At 71.8% G+C, this 23,823-nt stretch carries 20 protein-coding genes; 13 read left to right on the top strand and 7 right to left on the bottom strand.

Annotated features, from left to right (window positions below; translation table 11 throughout):
• Positions 1-44: 44 nt before the first annotated feature.
• On the bottom strand, positions 45-176 hold the full coding sequence (locus WMF28_RS11050; protein WP_437489870.1) for a hypothetical protein: 132 nt from the start codon (positions 174-176) through the stop codon (positions 45-47).
• A 186-nt stretch (positions 177-362) separates the two neighbouring features.
• Here WMF28_RS11050 and WMF28_RS11045 point away from each other — a divergent pair, with 186 nt between their 5' ends.
• Positions 363-1,760, top strand: coding sequence for a WD40/YVTN/BNR-like repeat-containing protein (locus tag WMF28_RS11045; RefSeq protein ID WP_437602143.1), 1,398 nt, complete (start codon positions 363-365; stop codon positions 1,758-1,760).
• A 50-nt stretch (positions 1,761-1,810) separates the two neighbouring features.
• A complete protein-coding gene (locus tag WMF28_RS11040; protein ID WP_437602142.1) occupies positions 1,811-3,328 on the top strand; it encodes a L,D-transpeptidase in 1,518 nt (505 codons plus the stop codon).
• A 62-nt stretch (positions 3,329-3,390) separates the two neighbouring features.
• Here WMF28_RS11040 and WMF28_RS11035 read toward each other — a convergent pair whose 3' ends face one another.
• Complete coding sequence (locus WMF28_RS11035; RefSeq protein ID WP_437602141.1) at positions 3,391-4,230, bottom strand: STAS domain-containing protein; 840 nt, start codon at positions 4,228-4,230, stop codon at positions 3,391-3,393.
• 254 nt (positions 4,231-4,484) lie between these two features.
• Here WMF28_RS11035 and WMF28_RS11030 point away from each other — a divergent pair, with 254 nt between their 5' ends.
• Positions 4,485-5,174, top strand: a complete 690-nt coding sequence (locus WMF28_RS11030; RefSeq protein ID WP_437602140.1) for an NUDIX hydrolase — start codon at positions 4,485-4,487, stop codon at positions 5,172-5,174.
• Between the two features lie 80 nt (positions 5,175-5,254).
• Here WMF28_RS11030 and WMF28_RS11025 read toward each other — a convergent pair whose 3' ends face one another.
• Positions 5,255-5,953, bottom strand: a complete 699-nt coding sequence (locus WMF28_RS11025) for a DUF2238 domain-containing protein (protein WP_437602139.1) — start codon at positions 5,951-5,953, stop codon at positions 5,255-5,257.
• Between the two features lie 424 nt (positions 5,954-6,377).
• On the opposite strand from WMF28_RS11025, the gene WMF28_RS11020 reads away from it, so the two are divergent.
• From WMF28_RS11020 to WMF28_RS10990, 7 genes are all read left to right on the top strand, one after another.
• Entirely contained in the window at positions 6,378-7,241 is an 864-nt protein-coding gene (locus tag WMF28_RS11020; RefSeq protein WP_437602138.1) for a protein phosphatase 2C domain-containing protein, read from the top strand.
• Positions 7,242-7,308: 67 nt separating this feature from the next.
• Positions 7,309-9,234, top strand: coding sequence for a hypothetical protein (locus WMF28_RS11015; protein ID WP_437602137.1), 1,926 nt, complete (start codon positions 7,309-7,311; stop codon positions 9,232-9,234).
• 60 nt (positions 9,235-9,294) lie between these two features.
• A complete protein-coding gene (locus WMF28_RS11010; protein WP_437602136.1) occupies positions 9,295-10,341 on the top strand; it encodes a nicotinamidase in 1,047 nt (348 codons plus the stop codon).
• A 69-nt stretch (positions 10,342-10,410) separates the two neighbouring features.
• A complete protein-coding gene (locus tag WMF28_RS11005) occupies positions 10,411-11,229 on the top strand; it encodes a hypothetical protein (protein WP_437602135.1) in 819 nt (272 codons plus the stop codon).
• A 141-nt stretch (positions 11,230-11,370) separates the two neighbouring features.
• Positions 11,371-12,390 (top strand): ABC transporter substrate-binding protein, encoded by a 1,020-nt coding sequence (locus tag WMF28_RS11000; RefSeq protein ID WP_437602133.1) that lies wholly within the window; start codon positions 11,371-11,373, stop codon positions 12,388-12,390.
• 7 nt (positions 12,391-12,397) lie between these two features.
• Positions 12,398-13,900 carry a sugar ABC transporter ATP-binding protein gene (locus WMF28_RS10995; RefSeq protein WP_437602132.1) on the top strand — a complete coding sequence of 501 codons (1,503 nt, stop codon included), beginning with the start codon at positions 12,398-12,400 and terminating at the stop codon, positions 13,898-13,900.
• Positions 13,897-14,838, top strand: a complete 942-nt coding sequence (locus WMF28_RS10990) for an ABC transporter permease (RefSeq protein WP_437602131.1) — start codon at positions 13,897-13,899, stop codon at positions 14,836-14,838. The genes WMF28_RS10995 and WMF28_RS10990 overlap by 4 nt, the downstream gene beginning before the upstream one ends.
• Before the next feature lie 77 nt (positions 14,839-14,915).
• Here WMF28_RS10990 and WMF28_RS10985 read toward each other — a convergent pair whose 3' ends face one another.
• Positions 14,916-16,277, bottom strand: a complete 1,362-nt coding sequence (locus WMF28_RS10985) for an ADP-ribosylglycohydrolase family protein (RefSeq protein ID WP_437602130.1) — start codon at positions 16,275-16,277, stop codon at positions 14,916-14,918.
• Positions 16,278-16,396: 119 nt separating this feature from the next.
• Between WMF28_RS10985 and WMF28_RS10980 the strand changes: the two genes are divergently transcribed.
• From WMF28_RS10980 to WMF28_RS10970, 3 genes are all read left to right on the top strand, one after another.
• Entirely contained in the window at positions 16,397-19,168 is a 2,772-nt protein-coding gene (locus tag WMF28_RS10980) for a DUF2961 domain-containing protein (RefSeq protein WP_437602129.1), read from the top strand.
• A 99-nt stretch (positions 19,169-19,267) separates the two neighbouring features.
• Positions 19,268-19,813 carry an NUDIX hydrolase gene (locus WMF28_RS10975; protein ID WP_437602128.1) on the top strand — a complete coding sequence of 182 codons (546 nt, stop codon included), beginning with the start codon at positions 19,268-19,270 and terminating at the stop codon, positions 19,811-19,813.
• A 71-nt stretch (positions 19,814-19,884) separates the two neighbouring features.
• Complete coding sequence (locus WMF28_RS10970) at positions 19,885-20,841, top strand: Uma2 family endonuclease (protein ID WP_437602126.1); 957 nt, start codon at positions 19,885-19,887, stop codon at positions 20,839-20,841.
• 9 nt (positions 20,842-20,850) lie between these two features.
• Here WMF28_RS10970 and arfB read toward each other — a convergent pair whose 3' ends face one another.
• The 3 genes from arfB to WMF28_RS10955 form a co-directional block, all read right to left on the bottom strand.
• Positions 20,851-21,279: an alternative ribosome rescue aminoacyl-tRNA hydrolase ArfB gene (gene arfB / locus WMF28_RS10965; protein WP_437602125.1), complete on the bottom strand. Its 429-nt coding sequence runs from the start codon at positions 21,277-21,279 to the stop codon at positions 20,851-20,853.
• A 54-nt stretch (positions 21,280-21,333) separates the two neighbouring features.
• Positions 21,334-22,842 carry a DUF1990 family protein gene (locus WMF28_RS10960; protein WP_437602123.1) on the bottom strand — a complete coding sequence of 503 codons (1,509 nt, stop codon included), beginning with the start codon at positions 22,840-22,842 and terminating at the stop codon, positions 21,334-21,336.
• Between the two features lie 115 nt (positions 22,843-22,957).
• The gene (locus WMF28_RS10955) at positions 22,958-23,362 is read right to left on the bottom strand and encodes a hypothetical protein (RefSeq protein WP_437602122.1); all 405 of its coding nucleotides are present in this window, start codon (positions 23,360-23,362) and stop codon (positions 22,958-22,960) included.
• Positions 23,363-23,823: the final 461 nt, after the last annotated feature.

Genomic DNA, 23,823 nt, shown 5'->3' with positions numbered 1-23,823 from the left:
GCGTTGAGCAGCGATCGCGCGCGCAGTTCCAACGGGCTGGGTCCTCAGCCGCAGGGGCAGTCCGGACACGGACAATCCGCGCACGGACAGCCGCCGGCGAGCTGCGTGCCAGCATAGGCCATCGACGGGATTGCGAGGACGGCCGCGAACAGGGTCACCTTGAGCCAACGACGCATGGGAGGTCTCCTTTTCTTTCTTCTCCGGCCGGCGGTCCTCACCGGCCTTCCTCGGCTCTAGGCGCGAGCGGGGGCGAGCGTGACACCCGCGCGATCGAAATTCCGGCGACCGAGATCCCGGCGACCGGACCCATGCACGCGCCGGCCGTTGCGGCCGTATCCCGCCCGGCGTACGAGCGGTTGCGCTTGCGCTCCCTGGCTCGGCTCACCCTCGCCGCCGGCATCGTCCTCGTCGTCGCTGGCGTCCTTTTCGTCGCGAACGCCGCGCTCGGCTGGTTCGGCTTCGCCCTCGATCCGGATGTGGGACAGCTGCTCGGGGAGGCGCGGTGGGCCCAGGCGCCGGCGGGCCTCGCCCTGGTGCTCGGCGGCGGCCTGCTCGTCGCGCTGAGCCGGGCCGCGCTCGGCCCGGAGGCGGCGGAGCGCGCCGTGCGGGACTTCGATGTCCGGGTCCATCAGGTGCGTGGCGGGCTGTCGCTCCTGCTCGGAGCGGCGGCGTTGCTCCTGGGAACGGGCCTCGCGGCGCGGACGGCGCACACAGGCGAGCTGGCCGTCGCGCTCCTCCTCGGGGCGCTGATGCTCGGCGGGAGCCTGCTCGCGCTCTGGCCGAAGGGCTCGCCGCTCCCGCCCTGGGTCGCCTGGCCCCTGGTGCTCGGGTTCGCGGGGGTCAACGCGAGCAGCGCGGCGCGCGCGGCGCTGGGGATCGCGCGGGCGGACACCGGCTGGGAACCCCTGGGCTCGGGGCCCACGTGGGACTCGCCCCTCGTGCTCTTGACGAGCCGGGAGGCGCTCTTCGCCACGACCCAAGGCGAGGAGAAAAGCAGCCACGCGAGCCGCGACGGCGGCCGCTCCTGGGACAGCCTGCACCTGCCCGGCCATCCAGGGACGAGCCTGGTCGAGGACGCGGCCGGCGGGCGCATCTGGATGGCGCCGAGCGACGGGGACGCGCTCACGTTCTTCGACGAGGCCAGGCGAGGCTGGTACCAGGTCGCCTTGCCGAAGCAGGGCTTCCTCCGGGGCCTCGCCGTCGACGAACGGCAGGTGCTCGCGGCCTACCCCGACGGGCTCTACCGGAGCCCCCGCGACAGCGACGGCTGGACCGCATCGCCGGAGATCGCGCGCTGCTCGACGCTGGCCGCCTTCCGCGACCGCCGCCTCGTCGTGGGCTCGCGGTGGCTGCTCTCGGAGGACGGCGGCGAGCGCTGGCGCGAGCTCGACCGTCGCGGTGTCCCCGATTTCGCCGCGCGCGCGGCGCTCGGACCGACGCGAGCGTACATCCTTGTGCACGGCGGACCGATGAGCGACGCATGGTTCGTGACCGTCGACGGCGAGCACACGCAGGTCGAGGCGGCGCCGTGCACGACGGGCTCGGCCGTGAACGTGAACCCGGAGCGGGAGGAAGAGCTCGTGATCGGCTGCTCGGGAGAGGGCGTGCTGCACAGCACCGACGGCGGGAGGAGCTGGCGCTCGCTCGGCTTCTTCGGCGCACAGGTCGAGTCGCTCGCCGTCGACTACGAGCAGCGCTGGGTCTACGCCGGCGCCCACGCGCTCCTCGGCGCGAACGGCCTTTTCCGCCGGAGGCTCTGACTGGCAGATCATTCTGCCGGGCAGGCTCGGCGTGCTAGGGTGCCGTGCCTATGTCCGGCCGCTCGTGGTTCGCTGCCCTCGGCGTGCTCTGCCTCGGGTGCACGCCGTCGCGGCACGACGCCGGCTCGGGCGCCGACCCGGCCGGGAGCGCGGGCGTCGCGGTCGCAGAGCCCGCCATCGGGCGCCCTGCCGGCCCCCCGGGCGCCGTCGCGCCGGCCGTCGCTCTCGTGCCGCCGGAGGCTCCGGCCGCCGAGGCCCCGCCCGCCGCGGCGGAGAAGGCGGCGCCGGCGGGTCCCTCCCGCGTGTACGCCAAGAGCCGCCAGGTGTGGATCCGGTCTGCGCCGAGGCCGAAGGCCCAGTGGATCGGCTTTCTCTCGATCGGCGGCTCGGTCCGCCTGAAGAGCCCCGAGCCCTTGCGCGGCGCCGGCGATTGCCCGGCGTTCTACGCCGTGGAGCCGCGCGGGTACGTCTGCGTCGACGGCGAGCGCGCCACCCTGGACGCGGCCGATCCCATGCTGAAGACGCTGCTCGCCCACGCCCCGCGGGTCGATCAGCCCTTGCCGTACCTCTACGGCGAGTCGCTCGGGCTCAAGCGCCTCTTGAACGTCGAGGGCATCGACGCGCCGGCGTGGCCCGCGGGGATCCACGATCTGCGGCACATCCAGGTCCGCCCGCGGTCGTCGGTCGCATGGACGAAGGAGGTCGAGGCCGGCGGGGCGACGTGGCTCTGGGCGTCGGATCTGACGTTCGTGCCGAAGGACAAGGTGAAGCCGTATGAGCCCGCCACCTTCGAGGGCGTCCACCTCGGCCCCGACGTGCGGCTCCCCCTCGCGTTCTTTCGCCGCAAGCCGCGCCCCAAGTACCGCCTCACCGACGAAAACCAGCTCGAGAAGACGGACGCCGTGTGGGAGCGCCTCGACCGCGTCGGGCTGACGGGCCGCTCGAAGCGGGCCGGCAAGCTGACCTATCTCGAGACCCGCGACGACGGGCGCTGGGTGCTCGAGCGAGATGCGGTGGTCGTCAAGCCGCGGAAGTCGCGGAACCCGTGGGGACGCCGGATCCAGCTCGGCGGCGAGGCGCCCGCTCCGCCGGCCGAGGGGCCGAGGAACACGTGGATCGAGATCGCGGCGCTCGACGGCTGGCTCATCGCGTACGAGGACGACCGGCCCGTCTTCGCGACGCTCATCTCGGCCGGGCGCAACGGCGCCGACGAGCCGGAGAGGTCGGAGAGCCCCGAGCCGGTCGTGCCGCCCTCCACGACGCCGCTCGGCCAGTACCATATCAACCGCAAGTGGGTGACGAAGACGCTCATCACGCCCCACGTCAACGCGGACGACTGGATCGAGGCGGAGGTGCCGTGGAGCCAGCACTTCTTCAGCAAGTATCTCCTGCACGCGGCGTACTGGCACAACAACTGGGGTGACGGGCAGAGCGGCGGGTGCGTGAACCTCTCGCCGGTCGACGCGAAGTGGCTCTTCCACTGGACCGATCCCCCCGTGCCCGAGGGGTGGTACGCGGTCCAGGTCACGCGCAAGGACCCGTCGACGCGCCTCGTGATCCACCGCTGACCGCCGCGGCCCGAGCGTGGATAACGCGCTCGCTCGCGCCTGGCGGGCGCCTCTACGGGCCGCTATTTCACCGGCGCGCTGGCCGCCTCGTGCTCCGCGGCCATGCGCCGCATGCAGAGCTTGAGGCCGGCGCGGAGGTTGCCCACGGTCGTGACCCCGGAGAGGTCGAGCCCGAGCGCGATCATCGTCTGGGCCACGTTCGACCGGATCCCCGTGATGATCCCCTCCGCGCCGAGGAGCCGGATGGCCTTGATCATCTCGATGAGGTATCCGGCGGTCTGCGTGTCGACCGCATCGACGCCGGTGAGGTCGAGGATCGCGAACCGAGCGTCCTTGTTCACGATCGCCGTGAGCAGGTTGTCCATCACCTCGGAGATCCTCAGGCTGTCCACCACGCCCACCATGGGGAGGGTCAGCACCTTGTCCCAGACCTCGATGATGGGCGTCGAGAGATCGCGGATGACCTTCTGCTGCTTCTCGATGAGATCGAGCTTCGTCTGGAGCTCGCTCTCTCGCTGCCTCACCGTGGTGGCGTCCAGGGTGATGCTGATCAGGCCGTCGAGCTCCCCGCGGTCGTCGCGCACGGGGATCTGCCATGTCTCCCAGGGGACGCCGTGCGCGTCGAGGACGCTGTGCGAGGCTTTCCCCGCGAACCCCTGCCGGAGGCGCTCCGCGCCCTCCGCATGGTCCGCGTAGAGCTCGAGCACGTTCGTGCCGAGGAGCTGCCCCGGCTTCATGCCGATGCTCTCCAGCCCCTTGCCCTCCTGGAACGTGAAAATGCCCCTGCGGTCGAACCTGGCCATGCTGATCGGAAGATTGTCGAGGATGGCGCGGAGAAGCAGCCGCGCCTCCCGGAGCTGCGCCTCGAGCTCTTCCCGCGTCTCCGCCCCGGTCGTGGTCATTTTCTCTTCCCCCACCATGAGAGCTTTCTATCCCGCGCGCGTGCTGGCCGTCGAGCGTTTGTCGTCCGTGGCCAGCGAGTTTCATGAACCCACCGGGGGAAACATCGCACAGCTCGCTGAGCTCGCCTGCCCTGTTCATACGCGATGTCCCGATGAGGGAATCGAGGCATGGAGTCTCCCATGCCGGCGCGCCGCGGGTTGACGTGGTGTACGATACACACTAAGCCTCGTGTAGAAGTTACACGGAGGTTCGGATGTCCGTCGCGTACGAGCACCCACGGCCGGCATTGACGGTGGATTGCGTCGTGTTCGGCCTCGATGACGAGGATCTGAAGGTCCTGCTCATCCGGCGGGAGCTCGAGCCGTTCCGCGGCAGGTGGGCGCTCCCGGGCGGCTTCGTGCGCGTCGACGAGGCGCTGGACGACGCCGCGCGGCGGGAGCTCGCGGAGGAGACGGGGCTGTCGGGGGTGTTCCTGGAGCAGCTCTACACGTTCGGCGCGCTCGGGCGCGACCCGCGCGAGCGCGTCGTCTCGGTGGCGTACTGCGCGCTGGTCAAGCTCGGGGATCACCGGGTCAAGGCGGCGACCGACGCGCGCGAGGCCGCGTGGTTCTCGGTGGACGACACCCCGGCGCTCGCCTTCGATCACGAGGAGATCTTCTCGATGGCGCTGGAGAGGCTCAAGGGCAAGGTGCGGTATCGGCCCGTCGGGTTCGAGCTCTTGCCGCCGAAGTTCACGCTGTCGCAGCTCCAGCGGCTCTACGAGAAGATCCTCGAGCGCCCGCTCGACAAGCGCAACTTCCGCAAGAAGGTGCTCGGCACCGGGCTCCTCGTGGAGCTCGACGAGGTCGAGCAGGACGTCGCCCACCGCGCGGCGCGGCTCTACCGGTTCGACAGGCGGAAGTACGAGCGGCTGGAGAAGGACGGGTTCAGCTTCGAGATCTGAGGACGTGCGGTCCTCATGGAAGAAATCTCCACGCAGCGTCGGCCAGCACGCGGGAGCTCATCGCGGAGCTTCGACCGCGGTCAACGCGGCGCCCCTTCGATCAGCCCAGGGACACGCGCCATCGAGCGATCGTGGAGCCCGCCGAGCAGCGGCAGCGCGACCATCGCGCCGATCAGCGCGAGGACCATGTCCCACTGCGCGTCCCAGATGTCGCCTTGCGAGCCGAGGAAGGCCTGCCCCACGTCGGACGCGACGAGCAGCGTGACCCACCACTCGAGGAGCTCCCAGAAAGCGGCGATCGCGAGGACCACCGAGAGGATGAGGAAGGTCAGCCAGCCGCCGCGGCGGAGCGGCGTCCGCCGAAGGAGCACCTCGCGGATCGTGAGCGCGGGGAAGAAGCCGAGCGCGATATGGCCGACGCGATCGTAATGGTTGCGACTCAGATGAAAGGCCTCTTTGGCCCAGCTGCCGAGCGGGGTGAGCGCGTAGGTGTAATAGCCGCCGTAGATCAGGATCAGCATGTGGAGGAAGACACCCCAGTAGACGATGTGGGACATCGGGAAGCGCCGGTAGACGCCGATCAGGACGGCGACGCCGGCGAGGCCGGGGCCCACCTCGAGCATCCAGCTCGTGCGTCCGGCCGCGGGGCTCCACACGGTGGCGATACTGATGATCGTGAGGACGGCGAGCAGGATGAGCGGGAGCTTCGCGTGCTCCGCCGTCGTACGGGGCGCGTCGGAGCTCGGCTCGGGCTTCGCGAGATCGGTCGTGGTTGTCATGCGCTCTCCTGGTTGCGGATCATTACCCCTCCCGTCGATCGGTCAGCCTCGCGGCGCCGCGACGCGCCCACCGTACCGTCCCTGCGGCGATCGTGACCAGCGCCGTGACGCCGACGAGGAGCCCCGCAGGCTGGCGGTGGGTGAAGGCAGCCCCTTCGGTGAAGGCAGCCCCTTCAACGCGTGCCCGCGCGCGGTGCCCAGGCGCTGCGCCTCGCGCATTCCGCCCCCCCAGGGTTGACAAGGTGTACATAGAACACTAAGCTTAGTGTATAGAAAACACGAACAATCGGATGCTCGCCGCGTTCAGGCCCCCAGGGCCGGCGCCGATGGCGGAGCTCTGACGCCGAGAGCGCCGCGCGTGTGGCGCTCTGACGGGCCGATGTCCGGCCGCAGCGCCCCCTCGCCGGGCGCAGAAGGGATGTCCATGTCTCGCGAGGTCGCTTTCTTGACGGACGTGGGAGGAGGTTCGCCGTTCGAGATCGCCGGCGGCACCGTGACCGGGACCGACCACCTCGCGGTGGGGCGGCCCAACCAGGACGCCTACGCCTTCCGGGTCGAGGGCGGCTGTCTTGCCGCGGTGGTCTGCGACGGCTGCGGCAGCGGCGCGCGCAGCGAGGTGGGCGCGGCGCTCGGGGCCCGGCTCGTGACCGAGCAGGTGCTCGGCGCGCTCCGGCGGGGCGCCGACGTCGCGTCGCCGGAGACCTGGGAAGAGGTGCGGCTCGGGACCCTCGCGCCGCTCCGGGCGATGGCCGGCGGCATGGGCGGGAGCCTCGCCGAGGTCGTGTCGACCTACTTCCTCTTCACCGCGGTCGGCCTCGCCGTCTCAGGGGACACGGCGTGCGCGTTCTCCCTCGGCGACGGCCTGATCGCCCTCGGCGACGAGCTCCTGCGGCTCGGCCCCTTCCCGAGGAACGAACCCCCGTACCTCGCTTACGGCCTGCTCGATCGCCCGCCGGGCGGCGAGGCGCCGCGCTTCACCGTGCACCGCGCCTTTCCGTCGAGCGCCCTCCGGACTGCCCTGCTCGGCACCGACGGCGCGCTCGATCTCCTGGAGTCGTCGTCCCGGCAGCTCCCGGGCGGCGGCGGAGAGGTCGGCCCGCTCTCCCGGTTCTGGGAGGACGATCGCACCTTCGGCAACCCGGACGCGGTGAGGAGGCGGCTCGCGCTCATCAACCGCACGGTGACGCGGCCAGTGTGGAAGGAAGAGCGGATGGAGCGCGAAGGCGGGCTGCTGCGCGACGACACGACCCTTGTCGTCGTGCGAAGGGCGCGGAGCGCGCGCGCCTGACGCGCCGCCCTGCGCGGCGTCACGACGGGGGATAGCGCGGATTTTCGAACGCCGAGAGGAGGCGAAGGTGGACGTGTATCTCGGTGCAAAGCGAGTTCGACTCGACCCCAAGGCCTCGATCGGCAAGGGCGGAGAGGCGGACGTGTTCGACCTCGGCGACGGCCGCGCGCTCAAGGTCTGGAAGACGCCCGATCACCCGGATTACGCGGGGCAGGACGCCGAGCAGCGCGCGGCGCAGGACCGCATCGAGCGCCACCAGGACAAGCTGCGCGCCTTTCCCGGCGCGCTGCCAGGCCAGGTGATCGCGCCCGTCGAGCTCGCGACCGACAAGGCGAGGAAGCGCCTCGTGGGCTACGCCATGCGCCTCGTGCGCGGCGCGGAGCCGCTCCTGCGGTACGGCGAGCCGTCGATGCGCCACGGCGGGCTCTCGTCGGCCGCGGTCTCCGGGGTGCTCGCGGGGCTCCACCGGACCGTCGAGGCGATCCACGGCCGGGGCGTCGTGATCGGCGACTTCAACGATCTCAACGTCCTCGTCGCCGGCGGCGAGGCGTTCGTCATCGACGCCGACAGCTTCCAGTTCGGCCCGTTCCTGTGTCAGGTGTTCACCGAGCGCTTCGTCGATCCGCTGCTCTGCGACCCTTCCCTGCCCCGACCGATGCTGGGGAGGCCTTATTCGCCGGACTCCGACTGGTACGCGTTCGCGGTGATGGCCATGCAGAGCCTGCTCTGCGTGGGGCCCTATGGCGGCGTCTTCCGGCCGCGGTCCCCGTCGGCGCGCGTGCCCGAGTGCGCGAGGCCGCTCCGCCGCATCACCGTGTTCGACCGCGAGGTGCGGTATCCGAAGCCGGCGATCCCCTACCGCGTCCTGCCGGACGACCTCCTGGACGCGCTGTACCGCGTCTTCGTCCAGGACCAGCGCGGCGTGTTCCCGCGCCGGCTGATCGAGGCGCTCGCGTGGACGCGGTGCCCGTCGTGCGGCGTCGAGCACGCGCGCCCTGCCTGCCCGACCTGCGCGGGCGCCGCGCCGGCGGTCGTGAAGGAGTCGACCGTGGTCCACGGCGAGGTGCTCGCGACGCGGATCCTGAGCACGCGCGGGGTGATCCTTGCCGCGTCCGTCGGGCCGGGCGGGCTCTCTTACCTCGTGAACGAGGGCGGGCGTTTCCTGCGGGAGGACGGGTCGCTCGTGATGTCCGGCGCGCCTCACCCCGCGATGCGGTTCGCGGTGCACGGGAGGGCGACGCTGATCGGCCGGGGCGGCGAGCTCGTCTTGCTCTCGCCGGGGGCGGCGCCCGAGCGGATCCAGGTGGATTGCCTCGGGACGAGGCCCATGTTCGACGTGGGCGAGCGCGCCCGCTACTGGACGCGCGGCGGCCAGCTCCTGCGCAGCGGCAAGCCGGGCGCCGCCGCGCTGTCGGGCGAGGCGGACGCCGTCCCGATGGGCGATGTCCTCGCCGGGCAAACCGTGTTCTGGGCGGGTCCGCGCTTCGGGCTCGGCTTCTACCGCGCCGGGAACGTCTCGATCGCGTTCGTGTTCGACGCCGAGCGGCCGGGCCTCAAGGACACGGTCAAGCTGCCTTTCCCCGGCGGCAAGCTCACCTCGGCCATATGCGTGTTCGACGCGGGCCCGGGCGCTGCGTCCCGCGCCGGCCGCGGGCGCGCCTGGCTCTTCCTCGCGGCCGAGCAGGCCGGCCGCACCGTGCACCGGTGCATCGTCGTCGGCGAGGACGGCGCGGTCGAGGCGATGGCCGACGGCGAGGGGGAAGGCGGCTCGTGGCTCGGTGCGCTCACGGGCAAGTGCGCGGCGTCGGGGTTCCTGCTCTCGGCGACCGACAGCGGCATCGTCCGCGTCGAGGTCCGAGGGGGAGCGCTCGTGGAGACGCGGCAGTTCCCCGGCACCGAGCCGTTCGTCACGCAGGCTTCCCGGCTGCTCGTCGGGCCCGAGGGCCTGTTCGTCGTCGACGCGCAGTCGATCACCTTGCTTCGCATCGCGTGAATCCATGGCTGAGCTGATCGGCCCGCGCTCGCGGGCCGCCTGAGAGGAGAGAGAGAGATCATGAAAACGACCGAGCTCCCGCTGCCCACCTTCTACGATCCGAGGAACGCCGAGCGGTGGGGCTACCACCCCGACGAGACGGCGCTCCACGGCGCCGCCGCCGCGTGGCGGAAGGCGCACGGCATGAAGCCGTCGGCCGCGGACGCGCAGAACGTCCACCTCCTGCTCATCGATGTGCAGAAGGACTTCTGCTTCCCGCAGGGCTCGCTGTACGTCGCCGGCAGGAGCGGCACGGGCGCGGTCGACGACAGCCGCCGCATCGCCGAGTTCATCTACAGGAACCTCGCGTCCATCACGAACATGACGGTCACGATGGATACCCATTTTGCTTACCAGATCTTCTTCCCGTCGTTCTGGGTGGATCGCGAGGACCGGCCGCTCAGCGCGTACCGCGAGATCACCACGGCGCAGATCGACGCGGGGGAGGTGCGGCCGAACCCGGCCGTGGCGAAGTGGCTCTGCGGCGGCAACTATCCGTGGCTGATGAAGCAGGTCCGGTACTACTGCGAGGAGCTCGAGAAGGCGGGCAAATACAGGCTCTACCTGTGGCCGCCGCACTGCATCCTCGGCAGCGACGGCCACGCGCTCGCGGGGGTCGTGCACGAGGCGCGGATGTTCCACGCGTTCGCGCGCGGGGTGCAGTCGTGGGTCGAGGTCAAGGGCGGCAACCCGCTCACCGAGAACTACTCGGTGATGCAGCCCGAGGTGCTGACGCGCCACGACGGCCAGCCGCTGGCGCAGCGGAGCACGCTCTTCCTGAAGACGCTGCTCCACGCGGACGCGGTGATCATCGCCGGCCAGGCCTCGAGCCACTGCGTGCGCAGCTCGATCGAGGACATCTTGACCGAGGTCGCGCTGACCGACCGCGCGCTCGCGAAGAAGATCTACGTGATGACCGACTGCATGTCGCCGGTCACCGTGCCCGACGGCAAGGGGGGATTCGTGGCCGACTTCACCGCCGAGGCGGACAAGGCGCTGAGCCGGTTCGCCGCCGCCGGCATGAACCTCGTGAAGAGCACCGACCCGGTCGCGCGCTGGCTCGTCTAGCGCCGCGCGGCCCGGCCGGCCGCCCCGGCTTCGCGCGCTGGAACGCATGACCCTGGAGGATCCGATACCATGAGCAAGGACAACGGGAAGACGATGAATGGCGGTGGCTCGCTCGACATCGAGCAGCTGTTCGAGGCCGCGCGGGACGAGGGAGCGCTCTCGCCCGAGGCGATGCAGGCGCTGCACATCACCGACCTGGGCGCCCAGATCCAGGCGGGCTTCGGCGTGCAGGTGGACGACGTCGCGTCGTCGGAGGTGGTGCTGGTCACGGTGATGCCCGACGACTCGGGATCCATCAAATTCGCCGGCAACGCCCGGGCGGTGCGCGACGGGCACAACCTCGTTGTGGGCGCCCTCGCCGACTCCAAGCAGCGCGACTCCATCCTGGCGCACAACCGCTACCTGAACGGAGAGGTGCTGTATCCGTATTGCCCGATCGCCCAGGCGGTGAAGATGGATACGAAGAACTACGACCCCATGCTCGGCACGCCGCTCTACGACCAGACGGTGGTGCTCCTCGGAACGGTGATCGCGAAGGCGCAGGAGTTCGCGCTGAGCGGCGTCCCGGCGCGCACGGTCACGCTGATCATCTCGGACGGCGCCGACGCGGGCTCGACGTGGGCCAAGGCCAAGGACGTGTGCGCGCTCGTCCGCGACATGCGCCGGGCCGAGGCCCACATCGTGGCGGCGATCGGCATCGACGACGGGAACACCGACTTCCGCGCCGTCTTCCGCGACATGGGGATCGAGGACCGCTGGATCCTGACGCCGAAGAGCGACGCGGCCGACATCCGCAAGGCGTTCTCGCTGTTCTCCCAGTCGGCGGTGCGCGCCAGCCAGGGCGGCGCGTCGTTCTCCAAGGCGGCCGCCGGCGGCTTCGGAGGGTAATCAGCTCAACCGGTGGGATCGCCGTCTTGTATCCCTGGATGGCCGCGCTGATTGGCCAGAGCTGCTCCGGCGGATCCATACAAATCATGTGCTCGCGGCTGCGGGCGCGGCGGCGATCCATCGGCTAGCATCGCCGGGCCGATGAACACTCATGTCCTCGCGTGCGCCATCGCGATCACCGTCCTCGCTGCGTGCTCGAGGACGTCGTCGGATACGACGTCGACGGACGCTGGCACAGGCGCGAAGAGCGGCGCGCGGCTCCGCATCGCCGTCGTGCCCAAGGGGACAACGCACGAGTTCTGGAAGAGCGCGCACGCGGGCGCGGTGAAGGCCTCGCGCGAGCTCGACGTCGATATCGTGTGGAAGGGGCCGCTCAGGGAGGACGATCTCAAGGCGCAGATCGATGTCGTCTCGAGCTTCGTCGCGCAGGGCGTGTCCGGCGTCGTGCTCGCGCCGCTCAACAGCATGGCGCTGAAGGCGCCTGTGCACGCGGCGGCGCAGGCGAGGATCCCGGTTGTCGTGTTCGACTCCGACCTCGCCGGTGATGAGCACGTGAGCTTCATCGCGACCGACAACCGGGCCGCCGGCAAGCTCGCGGGAGAGCACCTCGGCAGGGCGATAGGCGGGAAGGGCAATGTCGTGATGCTCCGCTACCAGGAGGGCTCGGCGAGCACGCGGGACCGCGAGGACGGCTTCCTCGACGTGGTGCGCGCGATGCCCGGCATCACGGTGGCGAGCGAGAACCAGCACGGCGGCGCCACCACGGAGACGGCGTTCAAGAAGAGCGAGAGCCTGCTCCTCGCGCAGAAGGCGGCGGAGGGGACGCTCGCCGGCGTGTTCGCGCCGAACGAGTCGACGACCTTCGGGATGCTGCAGGCGCTCCGCAAGACGAACCTCGTGAATCAGGTGAAGTTCGTCGGCTTTGACGCCTCGGAGAAGCTCCTCGGCGCGCTGCGCGAGGGCGATATCGAGGCGCTCGTCGTGCAGGACCCGTTCAACATGGGATACCTCGCGGTCAAGACGATGGTGGCGCACCTCCGCGGCGAGAAGGTCGAGCGGCGCATCGACACGGGCGCGCGCGTCGTCACGAAGCAGGACCTCGACGACCCGGCGGTGAAGGAGATCGTGAATCCGGACACCGCCCGGTGGCTCGGGGAGTGAGCGGCTCATGGCCGGAGCGCGCGCGCCCCTCCTCGAGGTGACGGGTCTCGCGAAGGCGTTCGGCCGGAACGCCGTGCTGCGCGACGTCTCGCTGCGGGTAGCTCCGGCGAGCATCCACGCGCTCCTCGGCGAGAACGGCGCGGGCAAGAGCACGCTGACGCGCATCCTGCTCGGCATGGAGCGCGCGGACGCCGGCGCGATCCTGCTGGGGGGAGCGCGGTACGCGCCGGCGTCGGCCGAGGGCGCGCGCCGCGCCGGCGTCGTCCTCGTCCCGCAGGAGCGGACGCTCTGCGCCCACCTCACGGTCGCCGACAACGTGATGCTCGGGATCGAGCCGGCCGCGCGCGCCCGGCTCGGGCTCCGGGACCGCGCGAGAGCGCGCGCCGTCGCGCGCGACGCGATCGCGCTCGTCGCCGCCGACCCGGCCCGCGCCCCGCTCGATGCGCCGGTCGGTGAACTCGGCGTCGCCGATCAGCAGCTCGTCGAGATCGCGCGAGCGCTCGCGCAAGGCGGCCTCCGCGAGGGCGGGCGGCTCGCGGCGCGGCTCCTCGTCCTCGACGAGCCGACCTCGAGCCTGGGTCACGACGACGCCGTGCGCCTGTTCGACCGCGTCCGGGCCCTGCGAGACGCCGGCCTCGCGGTGCTGCTCGTGACGCACTTCCTCTCGGACGTGCGCGCGCACGCCGACCGCTACACCGTGCTCCGCGACGGCCGCACCGCAGGGGAAGGTGATCCTCGCGAGACGGAGCCTGCCGAGATCGTCCGCGAGATGCTGGGACGCGCGCTCGAGGGCGCGCGCGAGCGCGCGGCGTCCGAGGCGGCGCCCCCGGACGGGGGCGAGGTGGTGCTCGACGCCAGGGACGTCTCCGGTGTGAAGCGGCCGAAGCGCGCGTCGCTGACGCTGCGCCGCGGAGAGATCCTCGGCATCGCCGGCCTCGTCGGCTCGGGGCGGACCGAGCTCCTCCGCATCCTCGCGGGGCTCGATCCGAGGCGCAGCGGCGCGGTCACGCTGCGGGCTCCCCGCGGCGTCGGTCTCCTCAGCGAGGATCGCGGCGGCGAGGGGCTGATGCTCGGCCGCTCGATCGCCGAGAACGTCTGGCTCTCGCCGCGCGCGCCGCTCCTCGCCGCGCCGAGGTCGCTCCTCTCGGAGGCGGCGCGCTGGATCGAGAAGCTCGCGATCCGCGCAGGAGGCCCGGATCAGCGCGCCGGTGAGCTCTCGGGCGGCAACCAGCAGAAGGTCCAGCTCGCGCGCCTGCTCCGCGAGGGCTTCGACGTGCTCCTCGTCGACGAGCCGACGCGCGGCATCGACGTCGCGAGCAAGGCGCAGGTGCTCTCGCTGCTCCGTGACCTCGCGGCCGCCGGCAGGGCCATCGTGCTCGTGTCGAGCCAGCTCGACGAGCTCGTGACGACGTGCGATCGCATCGCGGTCCTCCGCCGGGGGACCCTCGAGCCGCCGCGACCCGCGTCGTCGTGGACCGGAGCGTCGCTCCTCCTGGAGGCATCCTCGTGAAGAAGCGTCCGCCGTGGGTCGGTCCGCTCGTCGCCCTGGCGCTCGTGTGCGCGCTCTTCGCGGCGCTCGCGCCCGACACGTTCCTGCGCAGCCAGAACCTGCTCGCGATGGCGCGGCAGACGGTGGTGGTCGGCATCTGCTCCCTCGGCATGACCCTCGTCATCGCGAGCGGCGGGATCGACCTCTCCACGGGCTCGCTCGTCGCGTTCACGACGGTCGTCCTCGCGAAGCTCCTGCGCGCGGGGGTGCCGGCGCTCCCGGCGGCGCTCGCCGCGGTGGCGGCGGCGGGCCTCGCTGGCGTCCTCGCCGGCACGCTCGTGGGGCGCGCGCGAATGACGCCGTTCGTCGTGACGCTGGGCACGATGAGCGCGCTCCGCGGCGCCGCGAAGGGGCTCGCGTCCGAGCAAAAGATCGACGCCGACCCGCGCGGGCTCGACGCGCTGCTCTCGGCCGACCTCGCCGCGCCCGGGCTGTGGATGACGGTCGCGCTCGCGCTCCTTTCCTCCGCCGTCCTCGCCTTCACGCGCTTCGGGCGCCACGTGTTCGCGGTCGGCAGCAACGAGGCCGCGGCGCGGCTGTGCGGCATCGACACGGGGCGCGTGAAGATCGCGGTGTACACCGTGTCGAGCCTGCTCGCCGGCGTCGCCGGCGTGATGGAGTTCGCGACGCTGACGGTGGGCGACCCGACGGATTCGGTGGGCCTCGAGCTGGAGGTCATCGCGGCGGTCGTCATCGGCGGCGCGCCGCTCTCGGGCGGCGAGGGCAGCGTCGCCGGGAGCATGATCGGGGCGCTGCTCATCACGGTCATCCGGACCGGCGGCGTCCACCTCGGGCTGCCGAGCTGGGTGCAGGAGATCGCGACGGGCGCGATCATCGTGGTCGCCGTCGCCATCGACCGGGTGCGGCGCGCGCGCGCGGCCGGCACGGCCGCGCGCTGACGCGGGCCCGCAGGCCGCGCGCGCCGCCTCCCATCGGACGGGCCGACGTCGCTCCACGGCCCTCTGCGAGGGGCCCATCATCGTCCCGCCCTCGCGGAGGCGAGGGGGAGCACCCACCGGGTCGGCTCGACCTGGCCGCCCTCGCCCTCCACGGCGAGATCGACAAGCGCGGCCATCCTCCTCGCGATCTCCGTGAAGGTATCCTCGGCCTCGCGATCCTCCGGCAGGCGGTCTGGCAGGGTGGGGCGCGTGCGGTGGATCCAGTAACGCTCGGGAAGGCGCGCTCCCGGGAAGGCGCGGTGCAGCTCCTCCATCCCGCCGATGAGCGCCACGAGCGCGCCCATGGTCGCCGTGCCGTTGTCGGAGTCCCACCCGGACAGGGTGCCGATCCGTACGGTGCGCAGGAAGCTCCCCTCACCGAACAGAAGGGCCATCGTCCCGGTCGCCAGGTTGATCGCGGACTCCGTGAACCCTCGATAGACGAAGCCGTGCTCCGAGGCCCGCTCCTGGTAGCGCTCCGCGATCGCGTCACGGACGCTCTCCCACGCGTCGCGATCCTCGACCGATAGATACGCGGAGAGCACGAAATCGATGACATCGGCGGCCTTCGACCCGTCCGGCAGGTAGCTCCTGGCCTCGCCGACGATACGCACGATCTCCTCTCGCCTCGGCTTTTCCAGATCGACGGTCGCCGCGAGCGAGAAAAGGAGGACATGGAACCGCGCGGCGTGCGCGGCGTGATCGCGGGCCGTGGTCCGGATGGGAAGGTCGGCGATCCGCTGCGCGAGCTCCGGCATGCCGGGCGCGAGCGCGCCGAAGATCTCCGTGGTGAGCTGCGCGTCGATCTGGAGCGCGTCCGGATTGAGCGCCGGATCGCTCGTGGCGGGGGGCAGCACCCCTCGCTCCAGGAGATCGCGCGCCCTCCGGTTCGAGACCCAGATGAAATCGTTGATATGCGCGCGCCACCCGTCCCGGATCTCCTCGGGAGAGAGGAAGAGCGTCCCCGCCTCGGTCATGAGGTGCAAGTAGACATATTCGATGTCGGTGTCGTCGTCGGCCGGGCAAGGGTCGAGGAGCACGAAGTCGATCCGCGCCCCGTCGCGGCCCAGGGGTTTCCCCCAGTCGGCGTCGGTGAAGAAGGGGCGCTCGATGCGGACGCCTTCTGTCCGCAGCCCCGTCCAGTTGGCGATGCACGCGCCGATCCACATCGCGCGGAGCCGCTCGGCGTACGCTGCGCGTTCGAGCTGCGCCCGTGGCCTGGCGGACACTCCCGGCGGGTCCCGTTGCTCCACAGGATCGGCGAACGCGCGCCTCGGCGGGTCATCTGCGCCCGCGAGCGGCGCGATCGAGAGGAGCGCGAGCAGCAGGCCACGCTTCCGCGCAGAAGGCCCGATGTGGGGTGTCCCCTGGACGAGGCGTCGAAAGCCGCGGGTGCGCATGAGTTGCTCGCCGAGCGCGCGCCCGGAGCGTCGCGCCTTGTCTCGATTCGCGTTGATGCAAGCGAGGTACCCAGACGAGCCCGCTGCCCAGGCGCCGTCCGCACCATTAGGTTGTGATCATGAGCACCGGAGTTCGCCACGGGCGCCTCACGGGCGCGCGCCTGGACCTCTTCGTCTCCCGCGCGGCCCGCTATCTCCTCGGCGCGCCGCTCGCCATCGCGCCGGGTGCCGCGTCGATCGATCCGGTGCTGGAGGATCTCCTCTCCTTTCACCCCGGGTGGGTCACCCGGAGCGTGACCACGCACGACCCCGCGGGCGGCAATGACGATGGCTACCGCGCGGGTGTCGCGCTGGAGGGGGAGCACCGGGTCCTGTTCCATGCCCGCGGCGAGGGGAGAATCACGCGGATATGGATGACCGCCCCGCGCGCGGAGCTCGAGAAACCGGACCAGGAGATCTGGATCGAGATCGACGGACGCACCGCGTACCGCGGGCCGCTCCTCGGCTTCTTCGAGGGCCGAGGCCCCTGGCGATCGCCCCTCGCGCTCGGCGTCGACGCGAGCTCGGGTGCATTCACCAGCTACGTCCCCTTCGCGTGGTCCAGCGAGGCGAAGGTCCGCTTCCGGGGCGTCCCCATCTATTACCAGATCACCTACCGCGAAGGTCCCGGCGCCGCCTCGGGCCCGACGTCCGAGGAGCTCGCGCGATTCATGACCGAGGACTGGACCGCCACCCTGCCTGCCCCGTCGCACCGGCAGGCCCTGGGCCCCGGCGCCCCGCTCCTCCTGGCGACAGGCCCCGCGACGGTATCGGGTCTCGACATCCGGATCCCTGCGGGCAGCTTGAAGGACCTGGAGGTGAGGATCGGCGGGCAGCCGCCTGTGCCCGCGTCCTTCTTCTTCGGCCTGGCCAGCACGGGCGCCGAGACCGACGGCGGATGGACCACCTTCCGGAGCGCGCTGCACGCCGCCTGGGCGCCCGACGCCGGAGGGGCCGGCAGGCTCGCGACGCGCCTGCCCATTCCGCTTTCCGAGGGAGAGACGCTCTCGGTCGAGGTCGCGCTCGGGGGGGGTACCTCGGATATCGAGGCGGCCGTCGACCTCGCGCCCGTCCACCGCGGCGTGCGGCTCCTCGCGCAGTACCGCGATCAGACGGCCCCCGGGCGCGAGACGACGATGCCCCTCTTCGAGAGCGATGAGCCGCTCCAGTTCGTCGCCCTCCTCGAGCACCTCAGCGGCGGCCGCCCGGGCGACCGACTGTACCTCGAGGGTGACGAGATGATCCGGACCGACAGGATGTCTCACCCCCTGCAGATCGGGACCGGCACCGAGGACTACTTCAACGGAGGCTTCTATTTCCTCGGCGCGCACAGCAATCCCTTCAGCGGCCTTCTCCGCCTCCACGTCATCGATCCCGAGGATGGCTGGAGACGCGCCCGGTTCGACCATTCCCTGTACCGCCTGCACGTGGCCGACCCCATCGTGAGCCGCTCTGGCATGCGCTTCGGCGCCGAGGCCGGGCCGACCGGCGCCTACACGCCGCTGCGGGTGCGCTCGCTCGGCCTCGCGTACGCGTTCTCGGATCACCGGGAGATCGGCGAGCAGAAGGTCCGCGTGCGAGGGGAGCGGCGCCTCGCGCGCTCGGCCGTCGACGCCGAGCGCTCGGAGCCCCGGCGGTCCTTCTGGGTCCGTGAGGGCCGCGGCGTCACCCGGATCGAGCTCGCGTGCCCGCCCGAGGCGCGCGGGCTCCTGCTCCTCCGCGCGTACTCCGCGGCGGAGGCCCCCCAGACGGCGAGCGTGAGGCTCGACGGGCGGGAGGTCGGCGTGCTCCACGAGATGCAGGCAAACCCTGTGCGGTCGCTCGCGGAGGACGCGCTCTGGGTCGACTTGCTCCCCGGTCAATGCGGCGCGGACAGGCGCCCCGTCCTCGAGATCGACGCGCGGAGCTCCCCCGCGCCGTGGAGCGAGGCCGGCTACACGCTGCGTTTCTTCTCCGGACCTCCCGCGCCGCGGCTGACGCAGGGCCCCGCGGTGAAGATCTTCGATACGGACAGCCTCCCCGGGGGCCCGTTCTACGTGAATGACCACGCGGTGATCCAGCTCTCCGACGGCCGCTGGATCCTCACCGGTATCTTCGGCCACGAGCCCTATCGGCCGGAGGCCGAGAGCGCGTTCGTCCTCGCCGCGGCGCCCGGCCCCGGCCCGGCGCGCTGGGTCGAAGCCGCCTCGCCGAGCTTCGCGCTGGCTCCCGAGCGCTTCTCCACCCGCGCCCTCCCCGGCGAGCGCTGGATCTGGGCCCCGCACGTGGTCCGGGACCGCGACGGCAGCCTGGTCATGGTCTTTCACGTGGGCACGCCCGACCCCGACCGATCCGGCTTCCGGATCGCGCGCTCGCAGGACGGTGTCACCTGGACCCGGGAGGGAGGGACGCTCTTCGAGGATATCTGCGTCGCCCGCGATCCGATGCTCATTCGGCTCGGCGACCTGTGGGTGGTTTACTATACGCGCTGCGCGTCGCGGGAGTCGCGCCTGAGCGGCGTCGGTTACCGCACGTCGCTCGATCTCGTCCACTGGAGTCCACCGGCCATGGCGCTCACGCTCGGGCCGGAGACGGCCACGCAGAACAGCGGCCATACCGAGTCTCCGTTCGTATTCGAGCGGAAGGGGTGGTTTTACCTGACGATCACGAGCTATCCTGTCGACTACGACGCCACGTTCGTCTACCGCTCGCGCTCGCCGTTCGCGTTCGCGCCGCACCCGATCGCCCGGCTGCGCGCGCACGCGGCCGAATGGGTCGCGGAGGGGGGCGGCCTCGGCGCGGGGCGCCTGTTCTTCACGCACGCAGGGGCCGGCAAGGGCGGCGTATTTCTCCAGGAGCTCTTCGGCCTCTGAGCCGCGCCCGCTGGTGGCCGCGCGCGCGATGGGCTACCGGTGCGCCTCGGGCCGCCCCGCGGCGGAGCCGGGGCGCTCGGGGCGCAGAGGTGGTTTCCCATGACGGTCGTCGGGTGGAAGGCTTTGGCGCGGCGCGTGATCCAGCACTCGCCGTGGCGGAGGATCGAGGACGTCACCTTCGAGCTTCCGGACGGGCAGGTCCGCACGTTCTCGCTGAAGAAGGAGGGGCGTGTCGTCTGCATCCTGGCCATCTCCCGGGAGAGGCGGGTGATCCTGGCGCGCCAGTACAGGCCGGGGCCCGATCGGATCCTCGACGAGCTCCCCGGCGGCGGCGTCGAGCCGGGCGAGACCCCGGAGGCCGCGGCGGCGCGCGAGCTGATCGAGGAGACGGGGTATGTCGCCGGGCGGCTCCTGCCGCTCGGACGCCCGCTGGAGTGCGCCTACTCGACCATCGAGCGCCACGCGTTCCTGGCCGTGGAGTGCGTGCGCGAGAGGGAGCAGGCGCTCGATGAGACCGAGTTCATCGACGTGATCGAGAAGCCGATCGAGGATTTCGTCGCTCAGCTCAGGGAGGGCGCCTGCACGGACCCGGAGGTCGGCTGGATGGGGCTTTACGAGCTGGGCTGTCTGAGAGCGCACGCGTAATCCGCGCCGCGGCGATCCCGCCGCGGGCGCTGCGAGCCCTACCGGCCGCTGGCTGGGCTATGCTGGAGGCCATGCCCAGGCACGAACACGTCCTCCTCGCCCCCGGCGCAGGCGCGTCGGGTCGCACGCTCCAGACGCCTTCGAGCGGCAGGGCCCGCCCGCACGTCGATGACCGGCTGGCCCCGCCCGAGACGCGGGTGGAGTACCTCGACGGCGCCGAGCTCTTCGCCGCCCCGGCCGATGCGCCGCACGCGACGCAGCATTTCGATCTGACCTACGTCCTCGGCGCCCATGTCGCCGCCGGCTACCGGGGCGCCGTCGACATGCTCACCCGGGCCGATGACGGCAGCGATTATGCGCCCGACGCCAGCGTCTTCTCGCAGAAACCCGATCGCGGAGGCCATCGGCGGCTGGAGGAGCTGGCCTTCGAGGTCAGCGACAAGCAAGCCCTCGCCGTTCCGACCAGCAAGGCGCGCCGGCTGATCGATCGGGGCGTGCGGCGGGTGTTCTGCATCCTGGTGAAGCAGCGCCGGGTGCTGGAATGGTCGCGCGAGACCGACGGCTGGCAGCCGCTTGCGAAGGATGCGGTCATCGAGGACCGATGCCTCGTGCGCCCGCTGCCGATCCAGGCGCTGCTCGACGCCACCTCCTCGGACGACGCCGTGGCCCGCGCGCTGCTCGAGAAGCGCGTGCCGGCGCTCGAGGCGGCGGTCGCAGAAGGCGAGGCGCGCGGCGCGCTGCTCGGCGAGGCGGTCGGAGAGGCGCGCGGCGAGGCGCGCGGCGAGGCGCTCGGAGAGGCGCGCGGCGAGGCGCGCGGCGCGGCGCTCGGAGAGGCGCGCGGCGAAGTCAGGATGGCGCAGGAGGCCATCACCACGGTGCTGCAAGCGCGCGGGGTCGTGGTGCCGGCCAAGGTGGCTCGCACGATCGCCGGCTGCGACGATCCGACCCAGCTGCGGCGATGGCTCAAGCGCGCGGCCACCGCGGCAACGGCGGCCGAGGTCGTCGCGGGCTCCCGGCGCAAGCGTTGACGGTCGCCGTCAGTCGCTCTCCCCGCCGCGGCGCACGTGCTTCTTCTCGCTCGTGCGCCGCTTCTCGTCGAGCCGCCTCCGCTTCGACGCCCGCGTCGGCCGCGTCGGCCTCCGCAGCACCGGCACCTCGAGCGCGCGAAGGATCAGCGCGCGCAGCTTCTCGCGCGCATCGTCCAGGTTGCGCTGCTGGTCACGCGTGAGCTGACTTACTATAAGCAGGCGCCCCTCGGCGTCGAGCCGGCCATGCGCCAGCGCGTGCAGCCGCGTCTTGGCGCCCTCGTCGAGCTCCGGCCACGCGGCGAAGTCGAACCGCAGCTCGACCTTGGAGGCGACCTTGTTGACGTTCTGACCGCCGGGCCCCGACGCGCGCACGGCGCTCCAGCTGAGGAGGGCGGCCGGGGCGGTCAGCGCATCGTTGATGACGAGGGGGTGGGACACGGCGGCTCGCTCTGCTCTGCGGCGGGCGCGAGCGCCGCGCGGAGCGCCTGACCCCTAGCACGCGGGGGCGGCGGCGCCGTCGCTCCGGACGCGACGGAGGATGAGCTCCTCCAGCCAGCGCTCGAACGCCTTGCCCTCGCGCTCGTCGGGGTCGTCGCGGATCACCTCGACGCCCTTCTCGGCGCGGCCGCCGCTGCGCTCGATCAGGGTCTCGACGAGCGAGGTCCACGTGTACGTCTGGATCGCCCCGCCGAGGGTCTCCATCACCAGGAGGTCGGCGAGGGTCGAGGCGCGGTTCCACGTCTGCACCTCGAAGCGGACCGCCCCGTCGCCTCCGGGCGCGGTGTCGGCCAGGAAGCGCACGGCGCCGGCGAGCGGGTGGCCCTCGAGGGTGGCGAGGGTGATCGCGCGGGCCGAGACCTCCTCGACGCGCACCTGGACGTGCCCGCGCAGCGGCAGGGCCATCGTGAGCGTCGCGCCCGGCGCGATGCGCGTCGGGCTCTCGGGCTCGGCCCCGACGACGACCGTCTTGCGGGGGGTCAGCTCCGGGAGCTCGTCGCGCACGAGCGCGATGAGCCCCTCGGCGTCGAAGCGCGCCCCGCGGATCTCGGCGCTGTAGATCTTGCGGCGCATCGGGCCGAGCCCCTCGGACGGGAGCTGCTCGGGCAGCGAGTCGCCGAGCTTGACCAGGCTCTCGTCGAGGGGTGTCGCCTTGACGCCGAGCACGTCGAGGGCGTTCTCGCGCCCCTCGGGGATGACGTTGCCCTCGGTCACCATCGTGATCTGGTCGGCGTTGACCGGCGTCTCGACGCCGAGCTTCGCCGCGAGCTTCGCCCCGGTCGACTCGATCCACGCCGGCAGCGGGAGCCGGGCCGGGTGCCGGTCGGTCATGGCCTCGAAGCGGTCGAGCACCTTGTTCATCGAGGTCACCTCCGGGCCCGCCAGGTCGAGCTCGCGCCCTGCGAGGTCGGCGCGCTCGACCGCGACGGCGAGGGCCTCGCCGCAGTCCTCGCACCAGATCGGCTGGAACGGATCGTCGCCCTTCCCGACGAGCGGCACGACCGGCAGCGCGCGCATCATCTTGAGCAGGAGCGAGACCTGGTCGTCGCCCGGTCCGAAGACGTTGCCGGGGCGGACGATGATCCACTCGCGCGAGAACGTGCGGCAGATCGCCTCGCCCTGCTGCTTCGAGCGATGGTAGTCCGACTCGCCGCGATCGGCGCCGAGCGACGAGACGTAGACGAGGCGCTGGACGCGCGCCCGCTCGGCCTCGGCGACGAGGTTGCGTGTGCCCTCGACGTTGACGCTCTCGAACGTGACCTCCGGCGGCCGCTCGGCGACGACGGCCGCCAGGTGGATCACCGCGTCGCACCCCTCGGCGGCGCCGTGCACCGACGCGGCGTCGCCGATGTCGCCGTCGAACGCCTCGACCACGCCCTCGAACGACCTGCGATCGTCGCTCGCGTGGCGCGACAGGAGCCGGACGCCGTGCCCTCTCCGCACGAGTCGCCGCACCACCTCCGGGCCCACCACCCCTGTGCCGCCGGTCACAAGAACCTTCATTCCCCGTTCTCCTTTGCACCCACCGGATGGCCGACGAAAGGCGGCGGCCGTGCCAGGCCCGGCCCGCAGCGTGCCCGGGGCTTTCAGGTCCGGCCGCCGCCCTTGCGCGCGCCGCTCAGGACGCCTTGCGCCGCGCCGACTCCCACCCGCGCCGCACGGTGCCCTTCGCCTCGTCCCACGTGCGCCCGCTCTTGAGATCTGTCCACTCCTCCCTGAGCTTGCTCTCCACCCGATCGTCCCAGTCGCTGTGCTCGCTGTACTGGCTCGCCGCGCCCCAGCCGTAGCGCAGCCCCGGCTCGACCTCGTCCCAGTCGCTGTTCGGCACGTGGCGCGGCGGGATCGGCTGCTTGCCGAGCGCCTGCTTCACCGTGTCGTCGATGTCCTGGTCGAGCTCCTGCCCCTTGTCGTTGGTGAAGTCCGCCTTGGTCTGCTCCCAGTCGCGGCGCAGCGCTTCCTTCACGCGCTCCCAGCCCGACGTCCTCTGCTCATCCCACCACCTCGGATTGCCTGCCTGCGTCATGGATACCTCCTCCGTTGTGCTGAAAGGGCCCGGCGCAAAGGCCGGGCCCGGTGCGTGGGAGGCGGCTGTTACACGAACGGTGCCGCCGCGCGCGGACACCTGGAATCCTTCGTGAATACGGTGGCTTACAGAGTTCGCCGGGCCGCGACCTGCCCATCGCCTCGCCTCCGGAGGAGGCTCACCCGCGGCAGGGAGCCACGGATGAGACAAGCTGCCTCAGCTCATCCCGGGGGCGCTCCATGCAACGCCCGGCGCCGGGCGCGACGCGCCAGGGTCACCCTGCCGGGCGCGCGCCCTCGTCCCACGCCGGCAGCGCGGAGCGGTCGCCTGGATCGCGCTGGCTGCTGGTCCACGCCCTCGCTGTCTCGGCCCGCCGCCATGACGTCGGGTCGCCCCACCTGGGTCGGGTCGTTGGCGTGATGCCGGACGTCGGGCCGCGCACGGGTGCGGCAGCGACGCTG

This window comes from Sorangium sp. So ce590 (genome assembly GCF_051521365.1).
GTDB lineage: Bacteria > Myxococcota_A > Polyangia > Polyangiales > Polyangiaceae > Sorangium.
Note: the sequence above shows the minus strand (reverse complement) of the source record. Positions and strands in the feature narration are given on the sequence as shown.